The organism is Ottowia beijingensis (assembly GCF_013423955.1).
GTDB classification, from domain to species: Bacteria; Pseudomonadota; Gammaproteobacteria; order Burkholderiales; family Burkholderiaceae_C; genus Ottowia; species Ottowia beijingensis.
Genome location: NZ_JACCKX010000001.1, coordinates 2576923 through 2591178, shown reverse-complemented (window position 1 = coordinate 2591178; position 14256 = coordinate 2576923). Strand labels below are relative to the sequence as shown.

Annotated in this window: 6 protein-coding genes and 6 pseudogenes; 9 read left to right on the top strand and 3 right to left on the bottom strand. The window is 69.5% G+C overall.

The annotated features are described in order from the left end of the window. Positions 1–89: 89 nt before the first annotated feature. A complete protein-coding gene (locus tag H0I39_RS13035; protein WP_180551809.1) occupies positions 90–2024 on the bottom strand; it encodes a lytic transglycosylase domain-containing protein in 1935 nt (644 codons plus the stop codon). A gap of 230 nt (positions 2025–2254) precedes the next feature. Between H0I39_RS13035 and H0I39_RS13030 the strand changes: the two are divergent. From H0I39_RS13030 to H0I39_RS13015, 4 genes and pseudogenes are all read left to right on the top strand, one after another. Next, positions 2255–2819 (top strand): annotated as a pseudogene (locus H0I39_RS13030) (5-formyltetrahydrofolate cyclo-ligase). Between the two features lie 119 nt (positions 2820–2938). Then, positions 2939–4119 (top strand): annotated as a pseudogene (ppk2, locus tag H0I39_RS13025) (polyphosphate kinase 2). Positions 4120–4616: 497 nt separating this feature from the next. Continuing rightward, positions 4617–5084: a RidA family protein gene (locus tag H0I39_RS13020; RefSeq protein ID WP_180550787.1), complete on the top strand. Its 468-nt coding sequence runs from the start codon at positions 4617–4619 to the stop codon at positions 5082–5084. A 64-nt stretch (positions 5085–5148) separates the two neighbouring features. Next, complete coding sequence (locus H0I39_RS13015; protein WP_180550786.1) at positions 5149–5781, top strand: class I SAM-dependent methyltransferase; 633 nt, start codon at positions 5149–5151, stop codon at positions 5779–5781. A 204-nt stretch (positions 5782–5985) separates the two neighbouring features. Here the strand turns inward: H0I39_RS13015 and H0I39_RS13010 are convergent. Next, positions 5986–6968, bottom strand: a pseudogene (locus H0I39_RS13010) (LysR substrate-binding domain-containing protein). Between the two features lie 200 nt (positions 6969–7168). Here H0I39_RS13010 and H0I39_RS13005 point away from each other — a divergent pair. Both H0I39_RS13005 and H0I39_RS13000 read left to right on the top strand, forming a co-directional pair. Beyond that, positions 7169–7558 (top strand): DUF2917 domain-containing protein, encoded by a 390-nt coding sequence (locus H0I39_RS13005; RefSeq protein ID WP_257646146.1) that lies wholly within the window; start codon positions 7169–7171, stop codon positions 7556–7558. A 289-nt stretch (positions 7559–7847) separates the two neighbouring features. Next, entirely contained in the window at positions 7848–10169 is a 2322-nt protein-coding gene (locus H0I39_RS13000) for an NADP-dependent malic enzyme (RefSeq protein ID WP_180550784.1), read from the top strand. Between the two features lie 559 nt (positions 10170–10728). Here H0I39_RS13000 and H0I39_RS12995 read toward each other — a convergent pair. Next, positions 10729–11309 (bottom strand): annotated as a pseudogene (locus tag H0I39_RS12995) (YceI family protein). A 248-nt stretch (positions 11310–11557) separates the two neighbouring features. On the opposite strand from H0I39_RS12995, the pseudogene H0I39_RS23390 reads away from it, so the two are divergent. The 3 genes and pseudogenes from H0I39_RS23390 to H0I39_RS23375 form a co-directional block, all read left to right on the top strand. Beyond that, positions 11558–11893: pseudogene (locus tag H0I39_RS23390) on the top strand (CoA-binding protein); the annotation flags it as partial. 155 nt (positions 11894–12048) lie between these two features. Further along, a pseudogene (locus H0I39_RS23380) lies at positions 12049–13605 on the top strand (acetate--CoA ligase family protein); the annotation flags it as partial. Next, positions 13582–14250 (top strand): GNAT family N-acetyltransferase, encoded by a 669-nt coding sequence (locus H0I39_RS23375; RefSeq protein WP_373368344.1) that lies wholly within the window; start codon positions 13582–13584, stop codon positions 14248–14250. The pseudogene H0I39_RS23380 and the gene H0I39_RS23375, both read left to right, overlap by 24 nt. Positions 14251–14256: the final 6 nt, after the last annotated feature.

Below are 14256 nucleotides of genomic sequence, written 5' to 3'. Positions count from 1 at the left end.
TGGCCTGCAGCGCCCGCCAATACTGCGCAAGAAGCTATAAAAACAAAAGCAAACCGTCTGCCGCTATCGTGCCCGAGCGTGCGCGTCTGTCAAGGCAAGTCCTTCGTCAGCACCGGCTCATCGACCGGCGCCGGGCCCACGGTGCCCAGGCGGTTTTTCAGCGACTGCGGCTGGCCCGTCAGGTACGCGGCGTAGTCGGTGGTGTTGGAGAGCACCTTCTTCACGTAGTCGCGCGTTTCGCCGAAGGGGATGTTCTCGGCCCAGATGGCGCCTTCCAGCACCGGGCCGTTGCGCCAGTTGCGCGGCCGGCCCGGGCCGGCGTTGTAGGCGGCGGCGGCCAGCGGCATGGAGCCGCGGAACTCGTCCAGCGCCAGCTTGAGGTAGCTGGTGCCGATCAGGATGTTGGTATCGCGGTCGTTGATCTGGCCGGGCGTGAAGCCCTCCAGCCCGATCTTGCGCGCCGTCCAGCGCGCGGTGGCGGGCATGATCTGCATCAGCCCCGAGGCGCCGACGTGCGAGCGCGCGTCCATGATGAAGCGGCTCTCCTGCCGGATCAGGCCGTAGACATAGGCCGGGTCCAGCCCGATGGCCTGCGACTGGCGCACCACGGCGTCGCGGTGCGGCATGGGAAAGCGCTGCGCGAAGTCGATGAAGCCCTTGGTGCGCTCGCTGGTGTTGATGCAGCGGTCCCACACCTGGTGCTGGCAGGCCAGGTCGGCGGCGGCGTACAGCTCGCGGTCGGGCTTGCCGCCGGGGCTGTGCAGGTTGGTCCAGTAGTTCCATTCGCGCACGCCTTCGCTGCGCAGGCCCAGGGCAATCGCCAGCAGGCCGCGGTTCAGGCCAATGTGGCGGCGCGCCCAGTCGCGCTCGGCTTGTGTCAGCGGCGGCGGCGCGGGCGGCGCGGTGATGGGACGGCCCAGCTCTTCCTGCGCCAGCTTTTCATAGAAGCCGCCGTAGCCGGCGATGCCTTCCAGCAGCTGGCGCGCCTGGGTGCGGTCGAGGTCGCTGCGCGCCTGCGCCAGTTGGGCGCGGGCCAGCCAGTAGGTCCAGGCCGGGTCGCGGCGGGCCTCGTCGCTCATGGCCTGCACGGCGTCCTGCACGGCGCGCCACTGGCCCTGGCGCAGCGCGGCGCGCACCTTCCAGGCCAGCAGGTCGTCGCTCAGGTCGTGGTGGCGCGTGATCTTGGCGAAGTGGCCGGCCGCGCCCTCGTGCAGCTTCAGCGCGGCGGATTTGCCGATGACGCCCCAGACCCAGTTGCGCTCTTCGGGCGACAGCTGGCTGGCCCAGCGGCCTTCCATCTGCGCGGCGGCCTGGTCGGGGTCGGCCGTGGCCAGCTTGATGAGCGCCAGCGTCACCAGCTCCTGCCGCTTGCGCGTGACCACGGGCAGGCGCGCCGTCAGGTAGCGGATCGGGCTGCTCTGGATCTGCGCCACCTCGGCGCCCACGTCGGGCGCGTCCAGCTCGACGGCGGCGCGTGCCAGCGTGGGGCGGTTGGCCTCGATGGCCAGGCGCGCCTTCTTCCACAGATCCTGGTAGGGCAGCTGGCCCGCCTGGTGCAGCGCGCCGGCGGCCAGCAGGCAGCCGTCGTCCAGGTCGCGCTGGGCGAACCAGTCGGTGCGCACCTGCTCGGCCGCTTCGGGCGCCACGGCGCGGCCCTGGTAGATGGCGGAGGCCACGGCAAAGCAGCGCACCTCGCGGTCGTCGCGCATGCGGAACTGCGGGTAGTGCGCGTCGAACGCTGCCCAGTCGCGCCGCTTGCCCGACACCAGCAGCCAGTCGTTGCGCAGGCGGTCTTCCTGGTAGGTGTTGGGGTAGCGCGCCACGAAGTCCTGCACCTCCAGCGGGCTGGCTTCTTCCAGCCGCGCCTTCAGTTCCCAGTAGGCGGCCCAGGGCTCCAGCGCGTGGCCGCGCGCCTGCGGCAGCAGCGCCGCCAGGCGCGGGCGGTCGTTGCGGCGGAAGGCCTCGCGCATGTCCAGGATCACGCTGTCGCTGGGCGGGGCGCTGGCAATGGGCGGCGGCGCCATCGGCGCGGGCGGTGCCACGGGCTGGACGGATTGGACAGGCTGGGCCGGCTGTGGCGCCACCGGCTGCCCCGGCAGGGCGGCGGGCGGTGCGAAGGCGGGTTGTGCGGGCTGCGCCACGCCAGCGGATGGCGGCAGCGCCGCCCAGAAAACCGCTGCGCCCACGGCGCGCAACGGTGTCAGAATCTTTGAAAAACGCATCGACCCATTATGAGCAAGTTCGACAAAAAGCCCTGCGCGAACGCCTGGTGCAAGAGCGCCTGCACCTTGAAGACCGGCTGGCGCGGGCCGATGCGCTGCAGGGCATCATCCGCGTGTGGCTGCTGGAGCGGCCCGACACCGTGATCGGCGCCTACTGGCCGATCAAGGGCGAGTTCGACCCCTGCCCGCCCTGCACCGCTGGAAGGAGGACGGCGAACTGATGGACGAGCCGCAGCGCCGCCGCATCGGCCTGCCGGTGATCGACAAGGTGCACAAGACGCTCACCTTCCACGCCTGGCACCCCGGCTGCCCGATGGAGGAAGACGCCTACGGCATCCCCAAGCCGAAGGACACCGAACTCATCGTGCCCACCCTGCTGTTCGTGCCCTGCGTGGGCTACGGCCCGGGCGGCTACAGGCTGGGCTATGGCGGCGGCTTTACGACCGCACGCTGGCCGCGCTGGAGCCGCGCCCCTTCACCGTGGGCGTGGGTTTTACCAATGGTTTCATCTTCGACTTCGAGCCCGAACCGCACGACCAGCCGCTGGACGCCATCCTCAACGACAACGGTGTGGTGTGGCCGCTGCCGATGCCGTGACGCAGCGCACGCTCGGGCGGCCGTTGTCGGCCACGCTGCGGCCATCTCCCTACCCCGAGCACGGATAATCAAGGGTTCGGCTGCCCTGCAGGCAGCCCCCGGATGACAGGAGAAAAAGCATGAGCACCACCACGCCCCGCAAGATGACCCCTGCCAAGAAAGCCACGGCCACCAAGACCGCCGCACGCCCCAGGATGGACATCAACACCGATGTGCGCCCGGTGAAGAAAGGCGACACGCCGCCCTCACTGGCGCCCAAGGCGATCGAGAGCTACGTGGTCGAACGCGCCACCGTGTCGGCGCGCGACAAGCAACTGGCCGCCGCGCGCCGCCTGGTGCAGGACGAGAAGGCCGGCACTGTGGCCGAGCGTGCGCACGGCCTGCGCGCCATCCTCGAAGGCGCCTCGCCCGACGACCGCAAGGCGCTGCGCAAGGCGCTGAACGCGCTCGACGCGCCCGAGATCGAGAAGATCAACCCCGACGAGGTGCTGGCCGACGACTGGCGCGACGGCGGCTACCCCTACAAGAACCTGCTGCGCCGCGCCACCTACGAAAAGCAGAAGTTCAAGCTGCAGGTCGAGCTGCTGAAGCTGCAGAGCTGGGTCAAGGAAACCGGCGCGCGCGTGGTCATCATCTTCGAAGGGCGCGACGCGGCCGGCAAGGGCGGCACCATCAAGCGCTTCATGGAGCACCTGAACCCGCGCGGCGCGCGCACCGTGGCACTGGAAAAGCCCAGCGAAGTCGAGCGCGGCCAGTGGTACTTCCAGCGCTACGTGCAGCACCTGCCCAGCTTCGGCGAGATCGTGCTGTTCGACCGCAGCTGGTACAACCGCGCCGGCGTCGAGCGCGTGATGGGCTTCTGCAGCGACAAGGAATACGCCGACTTCATGCGCCAGGCGCCCGAGTTCGAGCGCCACCTGGTCAGCAGCGGCGTGCACGTCATCAAGTTCTGGTTCAGCGTCAGCCAGGCCGAGCAGCGCCGCCGCTTCAAGGAGCGCGAAGGCCACCCGCTGAAGCAGTGGAAGCTGTCGCCCATCGACAAGGCCAGCCTGGACAAGTGGGACGACTACACCCGCGCCAAGGAGCAGATGTTCTTCGAGACCGACACCGCCGACAGCCCGTGGACGGTGGTCAAGAGCGACTGCAAGAAGCGCGCGCGCCTGAACGCCATGCGCTACGTGCTGCACAAGCTGCCCTACACCGGCAGGACCTGCAGCAGGTCGGCAAGCTCGACCCGCTGATCGTCGGCCGCGCGCACGTGGTGTACGAGCGCGGCGAGAAGCCGCAGGCGCTGATGTGACGCCCCTGAGTCGGCCTGCGGCCGCCATCCCCCACTGGGGGACAACGCCAGTGGCCGGGCCAAGCCCGCTCCACGGCGTTCCCGGATGGCCTGCTCCGCGGCCACCTGAACGGGCTTGCTGCGCAGCCCAATGGGTTGAGACGATATTGATTTGATAGCTGCTCGCGCACGGCGGACGGGTATTCCAGACGCAAATGCCCTGAAATCATTAAACGACTTGCGCGGCCAGCTATCTTTTTCTTGATCCGCAACCATGCACACCTGCGGTCGGGCCCCCGCTCTGTGGGAACGGGCTTGCCCGCGATGGCAGCGGCAGCGCCTGGCCTGACGTCCATCGCGGCCAGGGCAGCTCCCAAAAGCAGCAGCTGAGTCTTCCTGGCAATCCCGCAGGCCCGGCTGACCTCCCTTGCGGCCGTGGCATGGCCTAGACTGCCGTGCGGTCCGCCGCCGGGCCTTCGGCCGAAGGCCTGTCGAACCATCACAACAAGGAGACCCCCATGTCGATCAGAACCCTGGCCCTGTTGGCTGCCTTCGCCATCGCCGGCCTGCAGGCAGGTTGCGCCACGCAGGCGCCAGCCGTCACCCACCTGAACTCCGGCAAGGTGCTGCCCACCGGCCTGCCGTTCTCCGAAGCCGTGCGCGTAGGCGATACCGTGTACCTGTCGGGCCAGATCGGCAACGTGCCCGGCCCCGGTCCGATCAAGCTGGCTCCCGGCGGCATGGTGGCCGAAGCCCGGCAGACCATGGACAACATCAAGACCTCGCTGGAAGCGCACGGCCTGTCGATGGCCGACGTGGTCAAGTGCACCGTGATGCTGGCCGACATGAAGGAATGGGGCGCCTTCAACGACGTCTACAAGACCTATTTCTCCGGCAACTACCCGGCACGCAGCGCCTTCGGCAGCAACGGGCTGGCCTTCAATGCCCGCGTCGAGGTGGAGTGCCTGGCGGTGGCCCGCCGGTAAGCTGCCGGGCGCGCCGGTGGGCGTGTCGCGCCCTCCGCCTGCGCTGGCTAGAATCCGCGCGGTCATGAGCCCCATCACGCGCCAGAACGTCGAGAGCACCTACAACCATTACGCCGGGTTTTACGACCTGCTGTTCGGCGCCGTGCTGCAGGGCGGGCGGCGGCGCATGTGCGATGCGGTGCGCGGGCTGGCGCCGGCGGCGCTGCTGGAGGTGGGCATCGGCACCGGCCTGACGCTGGCGCAGTACCCGGCGGCCACCGCGGTGACCGGCATCGACCTGTCGCGCGACATGCTGCGCCACGCCCAGCGCCGCGCCGCCGCGCTGCCCGATCGCCGCATCGCGCTGCACTGCATGGACGCCGAGCAGCTCGCCTTCGAGGACGGCACCTTCGACTGCGTCACCCTGCCCTACGTGCTCTCCGTCACGCCCGAGCCGGCGCGGCTGACGGCCGAGCTGCGCCGCGTGTGCAAGCCGGGCGGCGACATCTTCGTGCTCAACCACTTCAGCGGCGGCAACGCCGTGTGGGCGCCGCTGGAGCGGCTGGTCAGCGGGCTGGCGGCGCGCATCGGCTTCCGTTCGGAGTTTCCGTTCGCGCCGCACATGCAGCACCCGGACTGGACGGTGCTGTCGGTGCGCAAGGTCAACCTGCTGGGGCTGACCACGCTGGTGCACCTGAAGAACCAGCCGGCGGGCTGACCCCACCCGGGGCTGTGGGAGCGGGCTCGCCCGCGATGACGGCGCTTCGCTCCTCCAACCGCCCTATCGCGGCCAAGGCCGCTTTCACCGGGCTGAAATTCAATATTGATAGTGGTCAGCGCAGGTCAATCAATGGTTTCAAGCCAAATCAACCTGAAAACCTTGCTTAACGAGCGCCAGCAGCTCCCGATTCAATAGCAAACCTCAATCCAGGTCGTTCACCAGATCGGGGTCGTCGCCCTCGCCGATCACCTGGCGCGTGGCCACCGCCTGCGCCAGCACCCAGTCGGCAAAGGCCTTCACCTCGGGCCGCGCGCGCTGCGCGGGGCCAGCATCAACCAGTAGGCCAGGGGCGAATGCAGGCGCGTCTGCGGCAGCAGCTCCACCAGTTCGCCGCGCGCCAGTGCATCGGCCACCAGCGGCGGGCGCGCCAGCACCAGGCCCTGGCCGGTCAGCGCGGCCTGCACCATCTGGTAGGCGTAGTTCAGCGTCAGCCAGCGCTTGGGCTGCTGCTTGGCCAGGTCGTTGGCCTCCAGCCAACGGTGCCACGACAACCACGCCAGGTGCGGCGCGTAGGCGTCGCCCGATTCGATCAGCGTGTACTGCAGCACATCCGCCGGGCGCCGCAGCGCCGGGCCGGCTTTCAGCAGCCACGGGCTGGCCATGACGGTGACCGATTCGCCGAACAGCCGCCGCGCCCCCGTGGGCACGCGCGCCACGGGGGCGTAGCGCACGGCCAGGTCCACGTCGGCCACCTCCAGGTCCAGCATGGTGTCGGAGGCCTCGATGCGGATGTCGATGTCGGGAAACTCGCGCTGGAACGCCTCCAGCCGCGGAATCAGCCACATCGACGCGAACGAGGCGAAGGTGGTCACCGTCACGTGCCGCCGCCCGGCGCTCTGGCGGATCTGGCGCACCGCGGTGTCGATGCGCGGCAGCGCCTGCGCCACCGCCTGCAGCAGCAGCGCGCCGGCGGCCGTCAGCTCCACCGCGCGGGTGTGGCGCAGAAACAGCGGCGCGCCCACCTCGTCCTCCAGCGCCTGGATCTGGCGGCTGACGGCCGACTGGGTGAGCGCCATCTCCTCCGCCGCCAGGCGAAAGTTGAGGTGGCGCGCCACCGCCTCGAAGGCGCGCAGGTGGCCGGCCTGGATCGGGCGGGTGCGCAGGTGGGTTTGTGAGTGCAGCATGGCAATTGATGCGTGAACGGCATGAATAGGCTCGCCGGATTTCATTGGACTGTCAATGCGGCCAGGCGCACCATGGCGGCATCGATTGATGCTGAAACAACAGTGCAGGAGGTTTCCATGTCCGCCGCTGATCACGCCCTGTCGCCCCTCGCTGCCCGGGCCGCTGCCCACGCCGTGCAGACCCTGGCCCCGGCCAGGCGCTGACATTGCGCCCGGCGCGCGCCGGCGTGCTGCACGTGCAGCGCGGCGCGGTGTGGGCCACCCGCCGCGGCCCGCACGCGGCCAATGCCGGCGCCGCGGGCGGCGACGACGTGCTGCGCGCCGGCCAGCGCCTGCGGCTGCACGCCGGCGATGTGCTGGTGCTGGAACCCATCGCCGTGCCCGGCACCCCGGCGCAGCGCGTGGCCCTGCACTGGCAACCCGCCGCCGACACGCGCTGGGCGACCGAAGTGGCCCGCCCGGCCAGCGAACTGCAGCGCGCGCTGCGCGATGCCGTGCGCGCCGGCGGCCAGTTGCTGCGCGGCACGGCGGCGTGGGCCGGGCACCGGCTGGGGCCGTGCCGGGATGCGCGCTGCCTGCACGATGCCTGACACGAAAGCTACTTTATTGATAGCTTCCAGCGCTTGCTGGACGGGCGCTGAAGCCCGATTTCGCTCATAACCCCTGGCAACACCGGGCGGGCCCGCGCTGGGCCGCACCGGTTCAGCCGACACGCCACGGCAGGCCACCGCGCATCGCCCGCAGCCACCGGCGCCAGGACTTGGGTTAGGCTAGCGATCCGACAGCGCCGCCAGCGGCACGCCTGAACTCCTCGAAGAAAAAGCGAAGGCTCGCGGCGCTCGACGTGCCCGAACCTTTGGACCCGACAGGAGACCCCTCATGACCAAGCCCCTCTCGCCCGCCGAGACGTCCCTGCGCGACGCCGCGCGCGAGTACCACCGCACGCCCACGCGCGGCAAGATCTCGGTCACCCCGACCAAGCCGCTGGTCAACCAGCTCGACCTGTCGCTGGCCTATTCGCCCGGCGTGGCCTACCCCTGCCTCGACATCCAGGCCGACCCGGCCAAGGCGGCCGAATACACGGCGCGCGGCAACCTGGTGGGCGTCATCACCAACGGCACCGCCGTGCTGGGCCTGGGCGACATCGGCCCGCTGGCCGGCAAGCCGGTGATGGAGGGCAAGGGCTGCCTGTTCAAGAAGTTTGCCGGCATCGACGTGTTCGACATCGAACTGGACGAGCGCGACCCCGACAAGCTGGTCGACATCATCGCCGCGCTCGAGCCCACGCTGGGCGGCATCAACCTGGAAGACATCAAGGCGCCCGAGTGCTTCTACATCGAGACCAGGCTGCGCGAGCGCATGAACATCCCGGTGTTCCACGACGACCAGCACGGCACGGCCATCATCTCGTCGGCGGCGCTGCTGAACGGGCTGGAGCTGGTGGGCAAGCGCATCGACAAGGTCAAGGTGGCCGTCAGCGGTGCCGGCGCGGCCGCCATCGCCTGCCTGGACGTGATGGTGGCGCTGGGCGTGCGGCCCGACAACGTGTACGCCTGCGACTCCAAGGGCCTGATCTACGAAGGGCGCCCCGGCGGCTTCGACGAATCGAAGGCGCGCTACGCCCAGCCCGACACCGGCCTGCGCACGCTGGCCGACGTGGTGAAGGGCGCCGACGTCTTCCTCGGCTGCTCTGCGCCCGGCGTGCTGACGGGCGAGATGGTCAAGACCATGGCCGACCAGCCGGTGATCCTGGCGCTGGCCAACCCCGAGCCCGAAATCCGCCCCGAGGACGCCAAGGCCGCGCGGCCCGACTGCATCATCGCCACCGGCCGCTCGGACTACCCGAACCAGGTCAACAACGTCCTGTGCTTCCCGTACATCTTCCGTGGCGCGCTGGACTGCGGCGCCACCAAGATCACCGAGGCCATGAAGCTGGCCTGCGTGCACGAGATCGCCAACCTGGCCAAGGCCGAGACCAGCGCCGAGGTGGCCGCCGCCTACGCCGGCAAGGACCTGCAGTTCGGCCCCGACTACATCATCCCCACGCCGTTCGACCCGCGCCTGATCACCCGCATCGCCCCCGCCGTGGCGCGGGCGGCGGTCGAATCGGGCGTGGCGGAACGCCCCATCACCGACATGGAGGCCTACCGCACCAGCCTGGAGCGCTTCGTCTACCAGACCGGCATGGTGATGCGCCCCGTGTACGACGCCGCCAAGGCCGTGCCGCACGACCGCAAGCGCGTGGCCTATGCCGAGGGCGAGGACGAGCGCGTGCTGCGCGCGGCGCAGATCGCCATCGACGACCGGCTGGCCATGCCGATCCTGATCGGCCGCCCGGCGGTGATCGAGCAGCGCATCCAGAAAGCCGGCCTGCGCATGCGCCTGGGCGCCGACGTGCAGTGCGTGAACCCCGAGGACGACCCGCGCTTTCGCCAGTACTGGGAGGCCTACCACCGCCTGATGGCGCGCAACGGCGTCACCGTCGAGGCGGCCAAGGCCGCGGTGCGGCGCTCCTCCACCATCATCGCCGCGCTGATGGTGCACCTGGGCGACGCCGACGCCATGCTGTGCGGCGCGCTCGGCCGCTTCGACCAGCACCTGGAGCACATCCACGACATCATCGGCGTGGAGCCCGGCGCGCCCGGCTACGCCACCGTGAACGCGCTGCTGCTGCAGGACCGCACGCTGTTCGTGGCCGACACCTACGTCAACGAAGACCCCAGCGCCGAGCTGCTGGCCGCCATCGCCAAGATGGCCGCCGACGAGGTGCACAACTTCGGCCTGCCGCCCAAGGTGGCCTTCGTATCGCACTCCAACTTCGGCTCGTCCAAGCGCCCCTCGGCGCTGAAGATGCGGCGCGCGCGCGACCTGTTCCGCGCGCAGCACCCGTCCATCATGTGCGACGGCGAAATGCACGGCGACAGCGCCCTGTCGTCGACCCTGCGCGAACGCGCCGTGGCCGACAGCACGCTCGACGGCGAAGCCAACCTGCTGGTCTGCCCCAGCCTGGACGCGGCCAACATATTGTTCAACGTGCTGAAGATCACCGTGGGCCACGGCGTCACCATCGGCCCCATCCTGCTCGGCACCGCCGCGCCGGCCCACGTGCTGACGGCATCGGCCACGGTGCGGCGCGTGGTGAACATGACGGCGCTGGCGGTGGCGGAGGCGGAGAGCAAAGGTAACCCCCTGAAGCGCTGACGCGCCTTCCCTCTCTTGCGAAGCAAAGGGGCGCGCAGCCGGCCCCAAGCCCGCGCTGCGGTTCGCCCTCACCCCAACCCTCTCCCGCCAGCGGGAGAGGGGCAAAAAGCCGCCGCGCAAAGCAGCGGCCTGACGAAACCAAGGCCGAGCGCAGCGATGGCCCGTGTGGACTTCCTCCCCTCTGGCCGTGCCGAGAAGCGCAGGGCGTGGGGCGGGCATGGGCTGCGCAGCAAGCCCATGCTTCGTGCTCTGACTCGCTGCGGTTGTCTGAGCGGAGCGCGTAAGCGCGAAGCGAGTTCCGCAGCGCCGCCCCATGCCCGAGCATCGCAGGTTGCCCCGGAGCGAAGCGCAGGGGACATGGCCAGTGGGGTCGCTTTCTTTGCCTACTTTTCTTTGGCGAGACAAAGAAAAGTAGGTCGCCCGCCGGGGCGAACTCCCGGCCAGCAGCGCCCCAACCCCCTTCAGCCACAAAAAAGCGGACCCCGGCCCGCTTCTTTTTCATAGCTACCAGCGCCCACCAAGCAAGCGCCAGAGCCCGATTCGATTCAAAAACCGAAGATCACTGCTTGAACGCCTCGATCGTCGCCGTGATCTTCACGTTCTTGGGCATGCCCATGTCGACCATGGCGTTCATGCCCCACTGCGTGCGGTCGATCACCGCCTCGAAGTCGCCGCCGCAGGCCTCGGTCTTGGCCAGCGGGTTGGAGTAGCAGGCAAACTGGTTGGCCTTCAGCGTCACCGGATGGGTCTGGCCCAGCAGCGTCAGCTGGCCCGGCACCTCGACCAGCTTGTCGCCCTGGAGCACCAGCTTGTCCGACACGAAACGCATCGTCGGGTGCTTGGCCGCGTCGAACAAATCGGCCGCCTGCAGGTGCTTGTCGAAACCCTTGGAGCCGCTGTAGACGCTCTTGACGTCCACCGTGACGTCGATCTTGCCCGCCTTGGCCGCCTTGTCGAACTGCACCGTGCCGGTCACCGTGTCGAAGCGCGCGCGGTTCACCGAGGCGCCGAAGTGGTCGATGGCGAAGGTGGCGTAGGTGTGGTCGTCGTCGATCTTGTAGGTGGCGGGGCGGCCTGGGCCGCGCCAGCGGCACCCAGGCCCAGGGCGGCGGCGATCAGGGCAACGGAAAACGATTGCATGGGAAACTCCTTTTGTTGGGCTGTTCTGTCCACAAGTAAGTCACGCGATCCGGCCGCGCCATGCAGGCGCCGGGCCGAAACCAGTCAGACCCATGTTAGAACTGGCCAACATCGATCGGTTCCATTCGATTTGACGTTTAAGTTCAATTATTTTGAATGATGCAGGGCATTCCACGCCCTGTCATCGCCCCATCATCCTGGTGCGCTAGGCTGGCGGCACCGGGGCCATCACCCCTTTGAGGCAACCCATGAGCATCCGCAATCTCGATTCCCTGTTCGACCCGCAATCCGTGGCCGTCATCGGCGCGTCCGAGCGGCCCTTCTCCGTCGGCGGCACGCTGTGGCACAACATGCGCACCAGCGGCTTTGCCGGCCCCGTGTTCCCGGTCAACCCAAAGTACAAGACGCTGTCGGGCCAGCGCTGCTACGCCCGCGTGGCCGACCTGCCCGAGGCGCCCGAGCTGGCCGTGATCTGCACGCCGTCCGGCACGGTGGTGGACCTGGTCAAGCAGCTGGCGCGGCGCGGCACCAAGGCGGTGGTGGTCATCAGCGCCGGCCTGACGGCGCAGCAGAAGCAGGCCATGCTGGACGCCGCCCGGCCCACGCTGATGCGCATTCTGGGCCCCAACTGCGTGGGCCTGCTGGCGCCGCACGCCAGCTCAACGCCAGCTTCGCGCACATTCCGGCGCGGCCGGGCGAACTGGCCTTCGTGTCGCAGTCGGGCGCGCTGGTCACCGCCATGCTCGACTGGGCCGAGGCGCGGCAGATCGGCTTCTCGCACTTCGTGTCGCTGGGCGAGCATGCCGACGTCGACTTCGGCGACATGCTCGACTACCTGGCCAACGACCCCACACGCGCGCCATCCTGCTGTACATCGAATCGGTGGACCAGGCGCGCAAGTTCATGTCGGCCGCACGCTCGGCGGCGCGCAACAAGCCGGTGATCGTGGTCAAGGCCGGCCGCAGCGAGCAGGGCCAGAAGGCCGCCGCCTCGCACACCGGCGCGCTGGCCGGCGCCGACAACGTGGTCGACGCCGCCATCGCCCGCGCCGGCATGCTGCGCGTGGACAGCCTGGAAGAGCTGTTCCTGGCGGCCGAGATCCTGACGCGCTTCAAGTCGCCCATCGGCGACAAGATGACCATCCTGACCAACGGCGGCGGCGTGGGCGTGATGGCGGCCGATGCCGCCGCCGCGCACAGCGTGCCGCTGGCCGAGCTGGGCGACGGCCTCATCCGCGACCTCGACAAGGTGCTGCCCGCCAACTGGTCGCGCGGCAACCCGGTGGACATCATCGGCGACGCGCCAGCGCAGCGCTATGTGGATGCGCTGAACGCGCTGGCCAAGCACCCGCAGGACACAGGCACGCTGCTGTTCATCCACGCGCCGACGGCCATCGTGCCCTCCACCGACATCGCGCGCGCCATGCTGCCGGCCATCCAGCCGCCGGGCCAGCGCCCGCTGCCGCTGATCAGCGCCTGGGTGGGCGGCCCGGCCGTGGCCGAGGCGCGCCAGCTGTTCATCGACGCCGGCATCGCCTGCTACGACCTGCCCGAGCAGGCCGTGGCCGCCATCGGCACGCTGCAGCGCTACGCCCGCAACCAGGCCGAACTGACCGAGGCCCCGCCCGCCACCCAGCTGCACAACGGCAGCACGCCCGACGTGGCACGCGTGCGCCAGCTGATCCAGGGCGCGCTGGCCACCGGCCGCGACATGCTGACCGAGCCCGAGGCCAAGGCCGTGTGCGAGGCCTACCACATCCCCGTGGTGGCCACCAGCACCGTGCCGGCCGATGCCGAGGCCGCGGCGGCCGAGGCGGCGCGCATCGGCTTTCCGGTGGTGCTGAAGATCCTGTCCGAGGACATCTCGCACAAGTCCGACGTCGGCGGCGTGGTGCTGAACCTGCAGAGCGAGGACGAGGTGCGCACCGCCGTCGAGCTGGTGCTGGCGCGCGTGCGCAAGAAGTTTCCCAAGGCGCGGCTGGAGGGCTTCACCGTGCAGCGCATGGTGAAGAAATCGCAGGCGCAGGAGCTGATCATCGGCGCCAGCATCGACCCCACCTTCGGCCCCGTCATCCTGTTCGGCCAGGGCGGCACGGCGGTGGAGGTGATGAAGGACAGCGCCATGGCGCTGCCGCCGCTGAATGCGCCGCTGGCACACGCTGATCGAGCGCACCCGCGTGGCGCGCCTGCTGAAGGGCTACCGCGACGTGCCGCCGGCCGACATGGACAGCGTGGTGGCCACGCTGATGGCCGTGTCGCAACTGCTGGCCGACGTGCCCGAGGTGGCCGAGCTGGACATCAATCCGCTGATCGTGAACCACGAAGGCGCCATCGCGCTGGATGCGCGCGTGCGCGTCAGCGCCAAGCTGCCGGCCGGCGCGGCCAACTTCGCCATCCAGCCCTACCCGGCCGAGCTGACCGAGGTCATCGACTGGCACGGCCAGAAGCTCACGCTGCGCCCCATCCGCCCCGAGGACGAGCCGCGCCACCGCGCCTTCGTCGACAGCCTGGATGCCGAGGACATGCGCATGCGCTTCTTCTACAGCCGTCGCATCATGGAGCGCAGTGAACTGGCGCGCCTGGTGCAGGTGGACTACACGCGCGAAATGGCCTTCATCGCCACCGTGCCGGACGAGAACGGCAACGAGAAGACGCTGGGCGTGGCCCGCGCCATCGCCGACCCCGACAACATCGGCGCCGAGTTCGGCATCATCCTGCGCCCCGGGATGAAGGGCACGGGCCTGGGCCGCATCCTGATGGACAAGCTGATCCGCTACCAGCGCGCCGCCGGCACGCAGCAGCTGGTGGCCACCGTGCTGGTGGAGAACGACCGCATGCGCCAGCTCGGCCAGGCGCTGGGCTTCAGCGAAACGCCCACGCCGGGCGATGCCACCACGCACCAGCTGGTGCTGAACCTGCAGTTGAGCGCGCAAAGGGCCTGAAGGCAA